The sequence below is a fragment of the Streptococcus jiangnanensis genome, assembly GCF_040888325.1.
Classification (GTDB): Bacteria; Bacillota; Bacilli; order Lactobacillales; family Streptococcaceae; genus Streptococcus; species Streptococcus jiangnanensis.
Genome location: NZ_JBFNFF010000001.1, coordinates 162,954 through 179,261, shown reverse-complemented (window position 1 = coordinate 179,261; position 16,308 = coordinate 162,954). Strand labels below are relative to the sequence as shown.

General features: G+C 42.5%; 16 protein-coding genes. 9 read left to right on the top strand and 7 right to left on the bottom strand.

Features of this window, described 5'->3' with window-relative positions; all coding sequences use genetic code 11:
* Positions 1-25: 25 nt before the first annotated feature.
* From AB2B49_RS00840 to AB2B49_RS00820, 5 genes are all read left to right on the top strand, one after another.
* Positions 26-970, top strand: coding sequence for a magnesium transporter CorA family protein (locus AB2B49_RS00840; protein ID WP_000815617.1), 945 nt, complete (start codon positions 26-28; stop codon positions 968-970).
* 11 nt (positions 971-981) lie between these two features.
* Entirely contained in the window at positions 982-1,659 is a 678-nt protein-coding gene (locus AB2B49_RS00835) for a DUF1129 domain-containing protein (protein ID WP_049505495.1), read from the top strand.
* Between the two features lie 15 nt (positions 1,660-1,674).
* Entirely contained in the window at positions 1,675-2,022 is a 348-nt protein-coding gene (locus AB2B49_RS00830) for a TfoX/Sxy family protein (protein ID WP_007520826.1), read from the top strand.
* A gap of 320 nt (positions 2,023-2,342) precedes the next feature.
* Positions 2,343-3,377, top strand: a complete 1,035-nt coding sequence (locus AB2B49_RS00825; protein ID WP_254734088.1) for a S66 family peptidase — start codon at positions 2,343-2,345, stop codon at positions 3,375-3,377.
* A gap of 105 nt (positions 3,378-3,482) precedes the next feature.
* Positions 3,483-3,746, top strand: coding sequence for a SemiSWEET family transporter (locus AB2B49_RS00820; protein ID WP_000166113.1), 264 nt, complete (start codon positions 3,483-3,485; stop codon positions 3,744-3,746).
* A gap of 158 nt (positions 3,747-3,904) precedes the next feature.
* Here the strand turns inward: AB2B49_RS00820 and tnpA are convergent, their stop codons facing one another.
* The 4 genes from tnpA to AB2B49_RS00800 form a co-directional block, all read right to left on the bottom strand.
* The gene (tnpA, locus tag AB2B49_RS00815) at positions 3,905-4,369 is read right to left on the bottom strand and encodes an IS200/IS605 family transposase (protein WP_049505499.1); all 465 of its coding nucleotides are present in this window, start codon (positions 4,367-4,369) and stop codon (positions 3,905-3,907) included.
* 214 nt (positions 4,370-4,583) lie between these two features.
* Positions 4,584-5,147: a DNA-3-methyladenine glycosylase I gene (locus AB2B49_RS00810; protein WP_049504676.1), complete on the bottom strand. Its 564-nt coding sequence runs from the start codon at positions 5,145-5,147 to the stop codon at positions 4,584-4,586.
* Between the two features lie 9 nt (positions 5,148-5,156).
* A complete protein-coding gene (gene ruvA / locus AB2B49_RS00805) occupies positions 5,157-5,750 on the bottom strand; it encodes a Holliday junction branch migration protein RuvA (RefSeq protein WP_049504674.1) in 594 nt (197 codons plus the stop codon).
* A 12-nt stretch (positions 5,751-5,762) separates the two neighbouring features.
* Positions 5,763-6,995: an MFS transporter gene (locus AB2B49_RS00800; protein ID WP_049504672.1), complete on the bottom strand. Its 1,233-nt coding sequence runs from the start codon at positions 6,993-6,995 to the stop codon at positions 5,763-5,765.
* Between the two features lie 172 nt (positions 6,996-7,167).
* Here AB2B49_RS00800 and AB2B49_RS00795 point away from each other — a divergent pair, with 172 nt between their 5' ends.
* The gene (locus AB2B49_RS00795; RefSeq protein ID WP_049504687.1) at positions 7,168-7,665 is read left to right on the top strand and encodes a helix-turn-helix domain-containing protein; all 498 of its coding nucleotides are present in this window, start codon (positions 7,168-7,170) and stop codon (positions 7,663-7,665) included.
* A gap of 151 nt (positions 7,666-7,816) precedes the next feature.
* On the opposite strand, the gene mutL is transcribed toward AB2B49_RS00795, so the two are convergent.
* Positions 7,817-9,766 (bottom strand): DNA mismatch repair endonuclease MutL, encoded by a 1,950-nt coding sequence (mutL, locus tag AB2B49_RS00790; RefSeq protein WP_049504670.1) that lies wholly within the window; start codon positions 9,764-9,766, stop codon positions 7,817-7,819.
* A gap of 195 nt (positions 9,767-9,961) precedes the next feature.
* On the opposite strand from mutL, the gene AB2B49_RS00785 reads away from it, so the two are divergent.
* Together AB2B49_RS00785 and AB2B49_RS00780 are read left to right on the top strand one after the other, a co-directional pair.
* Positions 9,962-10,402 carry a LytTR family DNA-binding domain-containing protein gene (locus AB2B49_RS00785; RefSeq protein ID WP_049504669.1) on the top strand — a complete coding sequence of 147 codons (441 nt, stop codon included), beginning with the start codon at positions 9,962-9,964 and terminating at the stop codon, positions 10,400-10,402.
* Positions 10,399-10,857: a DUF3021 domain-containing protein gene (locus AB2B49_RS00780; RefSeq protein ID WP_049504667.1), complete on the top strand. Its 459-nt coding sequence runs from the start codon at positions 10,399-10,401 to the stop codon at positions 10,855-10,857. The genes AB2B49_RS00785 and AB2B49_RS00780 overlap by 4 nt, the downstream gene beginning before the upstream one ends.
* Before the next feature lie 41 nt (positions 10,858-10,898).
* Here AB2B49_RS00780 and mutS read toward each other — a convergent pair whose 3' ends face one another.
* Together mutS and argR are read right to left on the bottom strand one after the other, a co-directional pair.
* Positions 10,899-13,433, bottom strand: a complete 2,535-nt coding sequence (mutS, locus tag AB2B49_RS00775; RefSeq protein WP_320691834.1) for a DNA mismatch repair protein MutS — start codon at positions 13,431-13,433, stop codon at positions 10,899-10,901.
* A gap of 50 nt (positions 13,434-13,483) precedes the next feature.
* A complete protein-coding gene (gene argR / locus AB2B49_RS00770) occupies positions 13,484-13,930 on the bottom strand; it encodes an arginine repressor (RefSeq protein WP_001231483.1) in 447 nt (148 codons plus the stop codon).
* A 154-nt stretch (positions 13,931-14,084) separates the two neighbouring features.
* Here argR and argS point away from each other — a divergent pair, with 154 nt between their 5' ends.
* Positions 14,085-15,776 (top strand): arginine--tRNA ligase, encoded by a 1,692-nt coding sequence (argS, locus tag AB2B49_RS00765; RefSeq protein WP_320691833.1) that lies wholly within the window; start codon positions 14,085-14,087, stop codon positions 15,774-15,776.
* Positions 15,777-16,308: the final 532 nt, after the last annotated feature.

Genomic DNA, 16,308 nt, shown 5'->3' with positions numbered 1-16,308 from the left:
AAGATAGTAGGAAAGGATAGGGGATATGAAACAAGTTTTTCTCTCAACAACAACGGAATTTAAAGAGATCGACACGCTTGAACCGGGTACTTGGATCAACCTCGTCAATCCTACACAAAATGAATCACTGGAAATCGCCAACGCCTTTGATATTGACATTGCCGACCTTCGAGCACCGCTCGATGCGGAAGAAATGTCCCGTATTACCATCGAAGATGAATACACTTTGATCATCGTGGACGTTCCCATCACAGAGGAAAGAAACAATCGTACCTACTACGTTACGATTCCGCTGGGGATTATCATCACAGAGGAGACCATTATCACTACCTGCTTGGAGCCCCTCCCTGTTCTCGATGTCTTTATCAACCGTAGACTGCGCAATTTCTACACTTTCATGCGTTCACGCTTTATCTTCCAGATTCTCTACCGCAACGCCGAACTTTACCTTACGGCCCTTCGTTCGATCGACCGTAAGAGTGAACAAATCGAAAGTCAACTTCACAAGTCTACTCGAAACGAAGAGCTGATCGAGCTCATGGAATTGGAAAAGACCATCGTCTATTTCAAGGCCTCACTGAAGACGAACGAGCGCGTGATTAAGAAATTGACCAGCGCAACTAGCAACATCAAGAAATACCTAGAAGACGAAGACCTACTCGAAGACACTCTAATTGAAACCCAACAGGCCATCGAGATGGCAGATATCTATGGAAACGTCCTTCACTCTATGACAGAGACCTTTGCCTCTATCATTTCCAACAACCAGAACAACATCATGAAAACTCTGGCTCTCGTGACCATCGTTATGTCTGTCCCAACCATGATCTTCTCAGCCTACGGGATGAACTTCAAGGATAATGAAATCCCTTTAAACGGTGAACCACACGCCTTCTGGTTAATCGTCTTTATCGCCTTTGCTATGAGTGTTTCGCTCACTCTCTATCTCATCCATAAAAAATGGTTCTAAGAGGAATCTCTATGTCTCAGATTGATCTACAAAAACTAACTAAGAAAAACCAAGAGTTTATCCATATTGCTACCCAGCAATTTATCAAAGATGGCAAAACAGATGCTGAAATCAAGGCTGTTTTTGAGGAAGTCATTCCTAAAATCCTTGAAGAGCAAGTCAAAGGAACAACAGCTCGTTCCCTCTATGGCGCTCCAACTCACTGGGCTCACAGTTTCACAGTCAAGGAACAGTACGAAAAAGAGCATCCAAAAGAAAATGATGATCCAAAACTCATGATTATGGACTCAGCCCTTTTTATTACCAGTCTCTTTGCACTGGTTAGCGCTCTGACCAACTTTTTCTCTACAGACCAGGCTATTGGCTATGGTTTGATTACCCTCTTGTTGGTTGGGCTTGTTGGAGGTGTTGCCTTCTACTTGATGTACTACTTTGTCTACCAGTACTATGGACCAGACACAGATCGTAGCCAACGTCCTCCATTCTGGAAATCAATCCTCGTTATCCTGGCTTCTATGGTCCTTTGGTTGGTTGTCTTCTTTGCAACAAGCTTCCTACCAGCCAACCTCAATCCAGTCCTTGCTCCATTGCCTTTGGCTATCCTGGGAGCTACCCTTCTCGCTCTTCGCTTCTATCTCAAGAAACGTTTCAATATCCGAAGTGCAAGTGCGGGCCCATCACGTTATTAAGAAAAGTGAAAAGCTATGGCATATAGTCAATCTTTAGCTCAGCAGATTCGAAAAATTCTAGCACTCAAACTTCCTCCCCAAATTTTCGAAGAAGAGTTAGAAGAAAAGAAACTGTTTGGTGGTCTTGCCTTTATGATTCGTGGGAAAATGGTCCTTACAGTCAGTTCCAGAAAGGACGAGCTGGTTATGGTGAGAATTGGCAAAGAAATGGAAAAGCAAGTTCTACCCCGAACAGGAGCTCGTACTACATTGATGAGAGGGCGACCTTATCATGGCTATATAGACCTAGATATTGAAGGTCAAAAAGAACTTCCTTACTGGATTGATTTAGCTCTCTCCTATAATCAAGAGTTGACCAAGTAACTCATATCTAGTGAGATTAGAGATTAGAAAAACGAAAAGCAACTGCACAAGCGGTTGCTTTTTCACTTGCTTTCTTGAGATTCAATAGCACTTCTGAGTCTCATTCTTGTAGTTTTCTCTCATCTTTTGTGATAGAATAGGCTCATACTCAATGAAAATCAAAGAGCAAACTAGGAAGCTAGCCGCAGGGTGCTCAAAGCACTGCTTTGAGGTTGTAGATAGAACTGACAAGGTCAGTAACATATATACGGCAAGGCAAAGCTGACGTGGTTTGAATTTGATTTTCGAAGAGTATCAATCTATTTCTAGGAGGATGAGATATGGTTTCTACTATTGGTATTGTTAGTTTGTCTAGCGGTGTTATCGGAGAGGATTTTGTCAAACACGAAGTCGATTTGGGTCTCCAACGTCTCAGGGATCTAGGACTCAATCCTATCTTTTTGCCCCATTCGCTAAAAGGGTTAGACTTTATCAAGGACCATCCGGAGGCACGTGCAGAGGATTTGATGCAGGCCTTTTCTGATGATAGCATCGACATGGTCCTATGTGCCATCGGTGGGGATGATACCTATCGCTTGCTACCCTACCTTTTTGAAAATGACCAACTAGAAAAAGTTATCAAACAAAAGATTTTTCTTGGTTTCTCAGATACCACTATGAACCACCTTATGTTGCACAAACTAGGGGTCAAGACTTTTTATGGGCAATCCTTTCTAGCAGACATTTGTGAATTGGACAAGGAGATGTTGCCCTATAGTCTCCACTACTTTAAAGAATTGATCGAGACGGGAAGAATCTCAGAAATCCGCCCTAGCGACCTTTGGTATGAGGAACGGACTGATTTTAGTCCCAAGGCTCTGGGAACAGCTCGTATCAGTCATGTAAATACAGGCTTTGATTTGTTGCAAGGAAATGCTCAGTTTGAGGGAGAAATTCTCGGTGGTTGCCTTGAGTCCCTCTATGATATCTTTGACAATTCTCGATACGCAGACAGCACGGACCTCTGCCAAGAGTACCGACTCTTCCCTGACTTATGTGACTGGGAAGGAAAGATTCTCTTGCTAGAAACAAGCGAAGAAAAGCCTGAACCTGATGATTTCAAAAAAATGTTGCGGACTTTAAAGGACACGGGGATATTTGGGGTTATCAGTGGACTCTTGGTCGGAAAGCCAATGGATGAAACCTTCTATGACGACTACAAGGAAGCACTATTGGATATCATTGACAGCAATATCCCGATTGTCTATAATCTGAATGTCGGTCACGCCACACCAAGAGCCATTGTACCCTTTGGCGTTCACGCTTATGTGGATGCACAGGAGCAAGTCATTCGCTTTGACTATAACAAAAAATAAACAATTTCTCCATTTTTGTGCTTTGGTATTGATTTTCGTTACAATTTGTGTCTGAATTTATTGCATTTTGCTTATTTCTATGATATCTTTTTAAAGGAGGTGTATATGACTAAACAAAAAATAAATCAAATTGTCGGTTCAATTGGAGCCTTTATCGGGATTGTTGTATTTATCGCCTACATCCCACAAATTTTTGCCAATTTACAAGGCAACAAAGCTCAACCATTCCAGCCTTTATCCGCAGCAGTATCTTGTTTAATTTGGGTTATTTACGGATGGACAAAAGAGCCTAAGAAGGATTGGATACTAATTATTCCAAACTCAGCTGGCGTTGTCTTAGGTGGACTGACATTTCTTACTGCACTATAAAAGTTACTAGCATATAATCATGACCACCCATCTAACGGGTGGTTTGTCCCAGGGCTATAAGCCCACATCACCAGCCAGCGCCTAAAGACGCTGGCTTTCACTTTGTTCAAGCCTCATTGCTCTTGACTCGTCACAAACCTCTCAAAGAGGTGTGTGCATTACTTGCCACTATCCCTAAAGGGATTCTCATATTCTTTTACACTCAATTTATCCAACGCTATATCATGCTTTTCCTGTTCTTGAATATATTTCTTAATTGTGGCTTCATTAAGTCCTACTGTACTCACGTAGTAACCTTCCGCCCAGAAATGCCGGTTGCCAAACTTATACTTGAGGTTGGCGTGTTTGTCAAACATCATGAGTGCACTTTTGCCTTTTAAATACCCCATAAAACTTGAAACACTTATCCTTGGTGGAATACTTACTAACATATGTACATGATCAGGCATTAAGTGGCCTTCGATAATCTCAACACCTTTATAACTACATAATCGGCGAAATATTTCTCCCAAACTGCTCCGATATTGATTATAAATGACTTTTCGTCTATACTTAGGGGTGAACACAATGTGATATTTACACATCCACTTTGTGTGGGATAAACTATGTGCCTTTTGTGCCATATTTTTCTCCTTTCGCTTTACAATTGGCTTGAACACCTTTATTGTATCGCGTTTGGAGTTTTTTGGTATAACCTTCGACGCGCACCCGCATAGCGGGTGGTTTATTTGTCTCGCACCTAACGGAGCGAGACGGACTAATAGTCACATAATCAAAAAGCTGAGATGAGTTTCTCAGCTTTTTCTATATTCTCAGATAGTTAAACGCTTGGACTCACTAACTTCCGCTTTTCCACTCACAATCATTCTCGTGGTCATCAATCAGACCTGCTGCTTGTAGAAAAGCTAAAACTGCGACTGGACCTGTGAACTTGAAGCCTCGTTTTTTGAGATCTTGAGATAACTTTTCAGACAAGGCTGTTTTAGCAGGTGCTAGGTGATAGTCAGGAACATCATTCACGATCGTTTTCCCCTCAACAAAGGACCAGAGATAAGCGTCAAAAGAGCCAAAGGTTTTCTGGATTTGTAAAAATGCTTGGGCGTTGGCACGTGTCGCAAAGAGCTTGGCACGATTTCGGATGATGGCTGGATTCTCTAACAAGGCTTCCAACTCCCCATCTGTCATTTCCGCGACCGCTTGAATTTGATAGCCATGAAATGCTTCTCGGAATCCTTGGCGTTTGTTTAGTACCGTTTCCCAAGATAGACCAGCCTGATAGGTTTCCATGCACAATAACTCAAACAATGCTTGGTCATCATGGAGGGGGTAGCCCCACTCCTCATCATGATAGGCCACATATAATGGGTTATTCATTTTAACCCAACCACAGCGTTTTGTCATAAAAATCTCCTATTTGACCAACATCTTAAGGGCCGATTTGATATAGTTCTCAGCTGTATCTGTCGTTCCTTCAAAGAATTTCTTGATCTTCTTGAGTTCAGTTGCCTTGTAACCCAATGCCAACATGGCTTCCATGGCTTCTTCCAGTTCTTGGTTTTCAGCGCTGGTTTGCACTGCGACCTTAGCAGGAAGGTCATCACTAGCCACAACTACCTTACCTTCCAAGTCTAGCACCATCTGCTGGGCTGTTTTCTTGCCAATTTTAGGGAACTTGGTCAAGTAGGTGATGTTCTTAGTCTCGATTGCCTGAACCAAACCCGCATTGTCATCGGCAGCGATAATAGCTAAAGCTGATACAGGACCAATCCCAGAAACCGAGATTAGACTGAGAAAGAGTTTCTTCTCATCTTCTGAGCGAAAACCGTAGAGCAGATGCGCGTCCTCACGAACAACTTGGTGCACATAAATTTGAGTTTCTTGATTGACCTGACCTGAGTAAGCATAGGGATTGGCTACATGCAAGATATAACCGATACCGTTGGTTTCAAGAACGATGTATTTGGCAGTGATTTTGGTAATGATTCCTTTTAGATATTCGTACATAATTTTCACTTTCTATAATTGATTTGCAATTCCTTGTAAATGCGCTGCTCTGATGATAAGAAGCAACCCAAGTACTGCACACACAATAAAAACGAGCCAAACACCTACAGCACCTGTTGCAGCGCTGATAGAAATCATCGCCCCCGCTAAAATAGACGCTAAAGGCTGCGCCATATTAAGGAAACCTGAGTAGGTTCCGAGCTTATTCTCATTCATCATTTCCGCCCGCAAAACTTGGCTTGGCGGCATGCAGATGAGTTCCCCCATAGTATAGAGAATGGCTAGCAAAAACAGAGCCCAGAAACTCCTGAAGACAATGGTGAAAAGCATACCCAAGTCAAAGATAATACTTCCCAATAAAAACTGCGGTATGAGCTTCATTTCCTTGGTCAAACGATTGGCAGTCGTTATGAAGCAAACAATAATCAGGGTATTGATAAAAACCATGATACTGAGCATCTTAGCTCCTGAAATATGAATACCGAAAACACTACTCGCGATGAATGACTCTTTCAAATGAACGGGTATATAATTGTCAACTTGCAACCAGATAACACCATTAAATACAGTCCCTAACGTATAAAGTAGGAAAATTTTGTCCTGAAAAACAGAAACATAATTTTTCACAGTTGCCAAAGGACTGCTACCATGCTCAAAGACCAGATTAGCTGGCTTGCTTTCTGAAAAATATTTCCAAGCGAGGAAAAAATTCAAGAAGCTAATCACCGTCAAAACCAGAAGCAACTCAAAAAAATGGTGGTCGTAAAAGAAACCTGCAAGCCCTGCTCCTAACATAACGGATACATTGACAAACCAATAACTAATCGTATAAACGAAACGGCGATTTTGCTCGTCGGTCAAATCAATAATCATCGCATCAATAGCCGGCCAAGAGAAAGTTCCTGCAGTCTCTGCCAGCAACATTCCGACAAAAGTCAAAAAGGGAAAAATATGATTAGGCATATTTGCCAGCAGCACAAGAAAGTAGCCACTCGCAAGACCAAAGTTTCCCCAGTCAATGACTTTCTTACGTCCCCAAAGATCCGCCAAATGTCCACCATACAGCCCAGCTAAAAAACCAATGAGTTTGGTTGTGATCATCAATAACCCCGCCCAAAAGGCTCCAAAATATTGAACATAGTACATGGCCATAAAAGGAGTAATGGCACTCTCTAAAATCCGTGCTACAAAGCTCATCCATTCCCGCATTTGAATTTGCTTGGGGAGGGCAAAAAATTCTTTCATCTTTTATTCCTTTTTCATAATTTCTTCGCTTTTTCTTACCTAGTATATCATATTTTTTTGCTGAAAACTGCAAACACAAGTGCAACCTCTGGTTGACAAATAGTACAGGAGATTGTATTCTCATTATAAGTAAAAATTGTTAGGATAGAGGTAGAAAAAGGAGGATAGAATGATGAAACTCGCAGAAAAACTATTTGAACTCCGAAAGGAAAAAGGTTGGTCCCAAGAAAAGCTAGCAGAAAAAATTAATGTTTCTCGGCAAAGCATCTCAAAATGGGAGTCTGGACAAGTCCTTCCAGAAATCGAAAAAATCATTGAATTAAGCAAGATTTTCCAAGTAACAACTGACTATCTACTACTAGATGAAAATTCTGAAAAAACTTCTACAGAAGTGATCTTGGAGGAAGACAAGGACAAATACTATAAAGAGGTTAAATCCTATGGTCTCTGGCAAGTGATTTATATTTTCGTCTTGGCTTTGGCTATCTATCTCTTTTTAGCTGGTTCTAGTTTCCCGGCCGAATTCACCGTCTGGATTTGGCTGACCTTCGTTCTCTTAATCGCTTCAGCGATTGCTATCAACAAAGCTCTCAAAACCAAACAGCGTTATCTTGATAAGGTGGTTGGTCTTAAGAATCCTTTGAACCAAGACGACTCTACAAAACCTTGAGTCAATTGAATCATATTTCTCATAACTTTTATAGGACTGGTCTTGTCAAGCAAGTGTAAACCTCATGTCAACTTGCCCAAGTCCAATCAAAGTTCCCACCTTAGAAAAACTAAAAAGCCTTGTTCAAAAGGAACAAAGGCTTTTTGTGTTCTTAATATTTCCCCAACTCACGAAGACTCGTATGATTTTCCTGAATGCGTCGGAACATTTTTTCCATATCTGACTTGGTAAAATGCACCAAAACGGGACGTCCGTGTGGACAGTTATAGGGATTGTCACATTGAGAAAGCTGATAAAGGAGCTGTCTGGCTGAGTGGTCATCGATACGATGGTTGGCCTTGATAGACCGCTTGCAGGACATCATAATGGCTAGCTCTGCTCGGTATTTCTTGATCGAAACTTCCTTAGTCAAGAGCAGCATGTCGCACATTTCATAGATACCTGACTCAATCTCTTCTTCTGCCATCCAAATAGGATGTTCACGTAGGATAAATTGATTTTCTCCGTACTCTGCTAAAAAGACACCCACTTCCTCTAAGAGAGGCATTCTTTCCCTGAGACGAAGGGCATCATCCGCAGGAAATTCAAAAATATAGGGTACTAGGAGTTGTTGCTGGCTCTGGTCAACATTGCCAATGCTTTCACGGTATTCCTCGTACTTGACCCGTTCCTGAGCCGCGTGTTGGTCAATGATATAGAGTCCATCTCGCCCTTGGGCAAAGAGATAAGTCCCGTGCATCTGCCCGAAAAACTCCAACTCTGGGAAGCTGGATGCTTCCTCTCTCTCCAGCTTGTCATAAGCCTTATCGAGACTAGCTAGATCTAACTCTGGGTGGTCTAGTTGGTCGTAGTTAGCAGGCTTTCTCTCTGCAAAATGCAGTTTTGCTGGCTTGGTCAACTGATCCAAGGTTTCCTTGGCAAACAGGGTTAGGTCCCTACCCTCCTCAGTTAATTCAACCTGATTATCAGCCACCTCAGCTTGACTAGGTTTTGAGAGTTCTGTTTTTTCATAGTAAAGCGTATTTTCTTTGAGTGGGAGAATGGTCTGCTCTACCTTTTGACGATTACGCATGGTCGACTTGGCAAGATTTTCTAAAGCATCAGGTATCAAGGCTTGTTCCTTGAGACTATTTGAAATAGCTTCTGAAACCAGCGCCATCAGCTCTCTTTCCTTAGAAATCCGCACTTCTTGTTTGGTTGGATGAACATTGACATCAGCCAGATAAGGGTCGATATGGATGTGAATGACTGCCAGTGGAAAACGCCCCACCATAAGTTTGCTTCCATAACCATCTAAAATGGCACGATTGAGCAGGAAGTTCTTGATATAACGGCCATTGATGAAGAGACTGATATAGTTGCGGTTGGCCCGAGTCAACTCAGGCAATGAAACAAAACCTGAAATTTCGAAATCTAGGTCAGAGTTCTCAATGGCAATCATCTTCTTAGCACTCGCCAAACCGTAAATCCCTGCGATGGCTTGACGCAGTTGACCAGTCCCTGCTGTCCGCGTCATTTCCTTGCCATCACTGATTAAACTAAAAGAAATCTCAGGATGAGCCAATCCCAGACGATTGACAATATCAATGATATGAGACAATTCCGCTTGCTGGCTCTTCATATACTTGAGGCGGGCAGGTGTGTTGAAAAAGAGGTCCTCCACACAAACCTTGGTCCCCACAGGACTAGTCGCTGGGATGACTTCCTCAATTTCTCCCCCACGCGCAACGAGCTTGGTCCCATGACTCGCACCATCCACCGCCGTCAACAAAGTCAAGACACTGACAGAAGCGATAGAAGGCAGGGCTTCACCTCGAAATCCGAGCGTCCGAATCCGAAAGAGGTCTGCCTGATTTTTTATCTTACTGGTTGCATGACGACGCAGGGCCAATTCAACCTCATCGTGGGCAATTCCATGGCCATTATCTGTGATTTGAATCTTCTTAAGACCAGCTTCCTCAATCTCAATGATAATCTGGCTAGAACCCGCATCAATGGCATTTTCTACCAACTCTTTGACCACACTGGCAGGACGTTCAATGACCTCTCCTGCCGCGATCTGGTTTGCCAACACTTCTGGCAATTCAATAATATGAGACATCTTTCAGCCCCTTTCTGTATCTATTTTCCTAGAAATTGATTAGTGCTATTATACCATATTTCAGATGTTACCAGAAAAAGCAAATACCACATCTCCACATAGGCAAAAGCTCTTGCCATGGGTCGTAAAATAGTGTTTAATAAAGGTGTACAGGAAGTGATCACAACCTTGTATAACTGAAAAGGAGGGAAATTTATGAAAGTAGAATTACAGATTAAGGAGACTTATGAGGAGGAAAAACTGATTGTCCAAACTCCTCAGCCGACCGAAAAAGTCCAGAAAGTCATCGAGTTCGCAGAAAATCTTGACCAAAAAGAAACAATCAAAGGAAAGATTGATGATCAGGTCTATCTAGTTAAGATTTGTAAGATACAACGCTTCTATATCGAGAATCGCAAGGTTCTAGCAGAAACTGCATCTCAGACCTATACCATTGATTTGCGTCTCTATCAAGTTCTTGAAATTCTGCCGACCACTTTTATCCAAATTTCCCAATCTGAAATCGTTAATATTGACGCTATCTCTCATCTCAAACTAACTCCCAACGGCCTAGTCGAAATCTTTCTCAAAAACGAAAGCTTTACCTACTCTTCACGCCGTTACCTAAAAACCATCAAGGAGAAATTAGAACTATGAAAAAACAAATCTTTCACGATGCAGCCGCTGGTGTACTTATCGGCCTCATCCTCTCTATCCTCTTTTCACTCATTTATGCACCAAATACCTACGCTCCACTTAGTCCCGATTCTATAGTCGGACAAGTGATAGTGCAACATCAGGTTCACGGTGCTCTGGTCTTGCTCTACTGCATGATCATCTGGTCAGCTATCGGCGTTCTCTTTAGCTTTGGCAGCCGCTTATTCAGCCGTGACTGGAGCTTACTCCGTGCAACACTTTCCCATTTCTTCCTCATGCTGGCTGGCTTTGTTCCACTAGCAACTCTGGCTGGTTGGTTCCCCTTCCACTGGACCTTCTATCTCCAGCTCATTCCAGAGTTTGCGATTGTCTACCTTATCATCTGGACTATCCTCTATAAAAGAGAAGCTAAAAAAGTGGACCACATCAATCAACTTTTGGCCCATAAAAAGTAATAGAGAAAAACCCACTCACAAATGCATGAGTGGGATTCTTTTTATAATTTTTGTTTGAACTCGACTAAAACATTCATAGCCTGCATAGGTGTCATGTTGTAAACATCTAGTTTAGCTAATTCTGCTAGGATAGGATGTTCTGCTGGCGTTTCAAAGAGAGAAATCTGTTCCGTGACGGCGCTAGTTTGCCTCATCGGAGCAGGACTTTCCGTCCCTTGATTCTCCAGTTGAGTCAATATCTTATCCGCCCTTGCTAAAAGTTCTGCTGGCAAGCCAGCAATCTTAGCAACGTGGATACCATAGGATTTGTCAGCTGGTCCTGGTTCAATCTTATGAAGGAAGGTGACCTGCCCATCCTGCTCCAAGGTTGCCACATGGACATTGACCAAGTGTTCCAAGCTAGACTCCAGACTGGTCAACTCATGGTAGTGGGTCGCAAAGAGGGTTTTGGCTCCGATATGTTCATGAATGTATTCGATGATGGACTGGGCAAGAGCCATCCCATCATAAGTCGCAGTTCCTCGACCTAACTCATCAAAGAGAATCAAGGAATCCTTGGTCGCATGAGAAATGGCATTGTTGGCCTCCATCATCTCCACCATGAAGGTTGATTGACCTGAAACCAAGTCATCTGCTGCTCCAATGCGGGTAAAGATAGCATCGAAAATAGGCAAATGGGTGCTCTCAGCCGGCACATAAGAACCCAGCTGGGCCATAACCGCTGTTATGGCTAGCTGACGCATGTAGGTAGACTTCCCACTCATGTTTGGCCCTGTGATTAGCTGAATACTGGTATCTTCTGTCATCTGAATGGTATTAGGAATATAGGTCTGAGCTCCCATGACCTTTTCAACGACAGCATGGCGTCCCTTTTGGATATCGATTTGTGAATCATCCCCAAACTCAGGTCGGATCAAATGCTGGGTTTCAGCCACAACTGCGAGACTTTGCAAGACATCAACCGTTGCAATTCCTTGAGCTAGAGTCTGCAAACGCTGGATGTACTTGCTGACTTCCTCACGGATGCGCATAAAGATTTCGTATTCTAGGTTGGCTGACTTCTCACGCGCCTCCAGCATATCTCCCTCGATACGGGCTAATTCTTCGGTACCAAAGCGTTCCGAGTTTTTCAGCGTTGCCTTGCGGAAAAAGTGGGCTGGCACATTTCCCAGTTGCGAATTAGTCACATGGAAATAGTAGCCATCTTTTTTATTGTAGTCAATCTTAAGCGTGCTGATGCCAGAGTTTTCCCGCTCCTTAGCCTCAATCTCAGCAATCCAGCTAGTCCCTTCTCTGAGGACACGACGATATTTATCCAAGGTCTCATCAAATCCCGTACGGATAATGCCACCTTCCGTAATCACGTGAGGAGCTTCAGGAGCAATGGCAGCACTAATCAAGCTCTCCAACTCAGGGATGGCATCTAACTGTTCGATAAGATAGGCTAGGGCAGGTTGCTCCATTCCTTCTAAAATCGCTCGAATCCGTGGCACACTGGATAAGGTGGTCGCCAACTGCAAGAGATCCTTGGGATTGGTCTTGCCAAAAGAAACCCGACTAGCCAAGCGTTCGATATCATAAACACCCTTGAGGCTATCCGTTAAATCACTACGCTCAAAGAAGTGGTCAAGAAAGACCTGCACCACCTCTTGACGTTGGACGATTCGTTCCTTATCAATCAAGGGACGATGAATCCAAGAACGCAAGAGCCGCATACCCATAGCTGTTTTGGTTTCATCCAAAAGCCAGAAAAGACTGCCTTGCTTCTTGCCTGAACGGGCATTTTCAACCAAATCCAGACTAGCCTTGGTCGCATAGTCCATCTGTAAGAAATCTTTGATTTCATAGCGGATAACTGGTTTGAGATGGTTCAATTCCCGCATCTGGGTCCGGTGAACATACTGGAGCAGCTTACTAGCTGCCGCTTGCTCCACAGCTGCCAAACGTGAATCTAGTAAATGAATATCCTCGAAGCCTTCCTTCTCATAGGAAAGCAACAAATTCATCTGACGGCTGAGGATTTGTTCTTCTTCCTCAGACAAGTCATAACCCAGCACCACTTCTCGAGCCTTGAGGTTACGGATTTCCCCACAAACGAGAGTAAAATCCAATAAACCAGTCACATAAAAATCACCTGTCACTAGATCCATATAAGCCAGACCAAATTGATTGCCATCACGATCTAAGGCAACCAAGAAATTATTCTGACTATCGGGCTTACTACTATCGACTACTGTACCAGGTGTGATGACCTGCACCACCTCTCGCTTGACAACACCAACCGCTTGTTTGGGATCTTCCATCTGTTCGGCTATAGCAACTTTATAACCCTGTTCAATCAGAACATCGATATACTGCTGGGCAGAATGATAGGGGACGCCCGCCATGGGTATCGGATTTTCTGCATTTTTATTCCGACTCGTTAAGGAAATTTCTAAAATCTGTGCTGCATTAATTGCATCTTCATAGAACAACTCGTAAAAATCACCCATTCGAAAAAGCAAAAAAGCATCTGGGTATTGTTTCTTAATATCCACATACTGTTGCATGCCGGGTGATAGCTTTTCTGTTGCCATTTTCCGTCTCCCCTTGCTAAAAATAAGTCTTGAGAGCAACTCCCAAGACCTTATTTATCTTTCATCAAATCTAGCAAACGATCTTCCATCAGCTTGGCAACGTGCTGGTCTCGACAAATAACCAATAAGGTATTAGCACCAGCAACCGTTCCTAAAATCCATTCATCCTTGTTTGCATCTACAATGTTTGCTAAGACTGCAGCTTCCCCAAGTTTAGTATGAAGTACCAAGGTAAACTCAGCTCTTGCAACTCCTTCTAAATGATGAGACAAAAACTCAACTAAATCAATCTTATCTGTCTCATTTGCTAGTACATAATACACCATATCATTTTTCTTAACCTTGGTCAAGCCGATTTCACGCAAATCACGTGATAAAGTCGTTTGTGTCACATAAACATTACGAGCTTCTAAACGATCTTGAATCTCTTTTTGTGTCCCAAGTTTTTCTTCGGTGATCATCTTTTTAATCAATTGATGCCGTTCTCTTTTTCTCATATTATCCTCTTAAGTGAATATTTATAACAAGTTTTACATTTATTTTATAACTACATTATACCAAAAAAACTAGATAATTCAAAAAAATTCTTTTCTTTCTCAAAAAATGTAGTAAATTGTGTTAAAATAGTAAAAAAGCCCAAAAGGAGCCCTTATGAATACAAAAGAATTGATTGCTAGCGAGTTGGCTAGCGTCATTGATAGCCTGGACCAAGAGGCTATTTTAAATTTACTGGAAACACCTAAAAACTCAGAAATGGGAGACATCGCCTTCCCTGCCTTTTCTCTAGCAAAAGTCGAGCGTAAAGCTCCGCAAATGATTGCAGCAGATATTGCTGAAAAAATTAACAGCCAAGCCTTTGAAAAGGTTGTCGCTACTGGACCTTACGTCAACTTTTTCCTTGATAAATCTGCTATTTCGGCTCAGGTATTGCAGGATGTTATCACTGAAAAAGAGCACTATGCCGACCAAACCATTGGTAAGCAAGAAAATGTCGTTATCGACATGTCTAGTCCCAACATCGCAAAACCATTCTCTATTGGGCACTTGCGTTCAACTGTTATCGGAGATAGCTTGTCACATATTTTCCAAAAGATTGGCTATCAAACAGTCAAGGTCAACCACCTAGGAGACTGGGGTAAACAGTTTGGAATGTTGATCGTTGCCTACAAAAAATGGGGAAATGAGGAAGCCGTTAAAGCACATCCAATCGATGAACTTCTTAAACTCTACGTTCGCATCAATGCTGAAGCTGAAAAAGATCCTAGCTTGGATGAAGAAGCACGCGAATGGTTCCGCAAACTAGAAAATGGAGATGAGGAAGCCCTCGCTCTCTGGCAATGGTTCCGTGATGAAAGTTTAGTGGAATTCAACCGCCTTTACAATGAATTGCAAGTTGATTTTGACAGCTACAACGGAGAAGCCTTCTACAATGATAAGATGGATGCTGTTGTAGACATTCTCGCTGAAAAAGGACTTCTTGTTGAGTCAGAAGGGGCTCAAGTTGTGAATCTTGAGAAATATGGAATTGAACATCCAGCCCTTATCAAAAAATCTGATGGTGCAACTCTCTATATCACACGAGACTTGGCTGCAGCTCTTTACCGTAAAAACGAATACCAATTTGCAAAATCCATCTATGTTGTTGGTCAAGAGCAATCTGCCCACTTCAAACAACTCAAGGCAGTACTACAAGAGATGGGCTACGATTGGAGCCAAGACATTGTCCATGTTCCGTTTGGATTGGTAACAAAAGAAGGGAAAAAACTTTCTACTCGTAAAGGAAATGTCATCTTGCTAGAACCGACTATCGCTGAGGCTGTTAGTCGTGCCAAGGCCCAAATCGAAGCGAAAAATCCTGAGTTAGAAAATAAAGACCAGGTTGCCCACGCTGTTGGAGTCGGGGCTATCAAGTTCTATGATCTTAAGACCGACCGTACAAATGGATATGACTTCGACCTTGAAGCTATGGTATCCTTTGAAGGGGAAACTGGACCTTACGTTCAATACGCCTACGCTCGTATCCAATCTATCTTGCGCAAAGCCGATTTCAAACCAGATACAGCTGGCAACTACAGCTTGAACGATGCTGAAAGCTGGGAAATCATTAAACTACTCCAAGACTTCCCACGTATTATCAATCGTGCAGCAGATAATTTTGAACCTTCGATCATTGCGAAATTTGCGATTAGTCTGGCTCAAGCTTTCAACAAGTACTATGCACATACACGTATCCTAGATGAAAGTCCTGAGCGCGACAGCCGTCTAGCCCTCAGCTACGCAACCGCAGTGGTCCTCAAAGAAGCTCTTCGTTTGCTCGGAGTAGAAGCGCCGGAAAAGATGTAAATCGCCAAAGTTACTTGATTGCAGAGCAATCTAAGTAACTAACGCCAAATCCTATTCGGACTTTGGCTAGGCGCTTCACTAGTCATGGCCCCTAAATATAATCGATTTAGAGGCCATGACGTCGTAACCAGTACGAGTTGCCTAAACGCTTCACTAATTCACCTAACCAAATAATATCGATTTGGTTAGGCTCATGTCGTAATCTTTTAAAGCACTTGATTATAAAGCAGTCGAAGTAACTAACGCCAAATCCTATCAGGGATTTGGCTTGGTGCTTCACTAGTTCGGGGACATAAATATTATCGATTTATGTCCTAGAACATCGTAACCAGTACAAGTTGCCTAAACGCCTCACTAAATTGGTCAATCAAATCATATTAATTGGCTTAGAGGCTGGCCGTAGTTTTCAAGTCACTTGATTGCAAAGCAATCTGAAAGATTTAGGCAAAATAACATTTATATTTTGTTCGGCCTTGCAGCTGTTCAATGAAACAATTTATTCACTTTTACTATTTATCACACTGGGAGATTC

Coding starts and splice junctions, on each gene's coding strand:
- AB2B49_RS00840 (WP_000815617.1), top strand. CDS start 26: ATGAAACAAGTTTTTCTCTCAACAACAACGGAATTTAAAGAGATCGAC.
- AB2B49_RS00835 (WP_049505495.1), top strand. CDS start 982: ATGTCTCAGATTGATCTACAAAAACTAACTAAGAAAAACCAAGAGTTT.
- AB2B49_RS00830 (WP_007520826.1), top strand. CDS start 1,675: ATGGCATATAGTCAATCTTTAGCTCAGCAGATTCGAAAAATTCTAGCA.
- AB2B49_RS00825 (WP_254734088.1), top strand. CDS start 2,343: ATGGTTTCTACTATTGGTATTGTTAGTTTGTCTAGCGGTGTTATCGGA.
- AB2B49_RS00820 (WP_000166113.1), top strand. CDS start 3,483: ATGACTAAACAAAAAATAAATCAAATTGTCGGTTCAATTGGAGCCTTT.
- tnpA (WP_049505499.1), bottom strand. CDS start 4,369: ATGGCACAAAAGGCACATAGTTTATCCCACACAAAGTGGATGTGTAAA.
- AB2B49_RS00810 (WP_049504676.1), bottom strand. CDS start 5,147: ATGACAAAACGCTGTGGTTGGGTTAAAATGAATAACCCATTATATGTG.
- ruvA (WP_049504674.1), bottom strand. CDS start 5,750: ATGTACGAATATCTAAAAGGAATCATTACCAAAATCACTGCCAAATAC.
- AB2B49_RS00800 (WP_049504672.1), bottom strand. CDS start 6,995: ATGAAAGAATTTTTTGCCCTCCCCAAGCAAATTCAAATGCGGGAATGG.
- AB2B49_RS00795 (WP_049504687.1), top strand. CDS start 7,168: ATGAAACTCGCAGAAAAACTATTTGAACTCCGAAAGGAAAAAGGTTGG.
- mutL (WP_049504670.1), bottom strand. CDS start 9,766: ATGTCTCATATTATTGAATTGCCAGAAGTGTTGGCAAACCAGATCGCG.
- AB2B49_RS00785 (WP_049504669.1), top strand. CDS start 9,962: ATGAAAGTAGAATTACAGATTAAGGAGACTTATGAGGAGGAAAAACTG.
- AB2B49_RS00780 (WP_049504667.1), top strand. CDS start 10,399: ATGAAAAAACAAATCTTTCACGATGCAGCCGCTGGTGTACTTATCGGC.
- mutS (WP_320691834.1), bottom strand. CDS start 13,433: ATGGCAACAGAAAAGCTATCACCCGGCATGCAACAGTATGTGGATATT.
- argR (WP_001231483.1), bottom strand. CDS start 13,930: ATGAGAAAAAGAGAACGGCATCAATTGATTAAAAAGATGATCACCGAA.
- argS (WP_320691833.1), top strand. CDS start 14,085: ATGAATACAAAAGAATTGATTGCTAGCGAGTTGGCTAGCGTCATTGAT.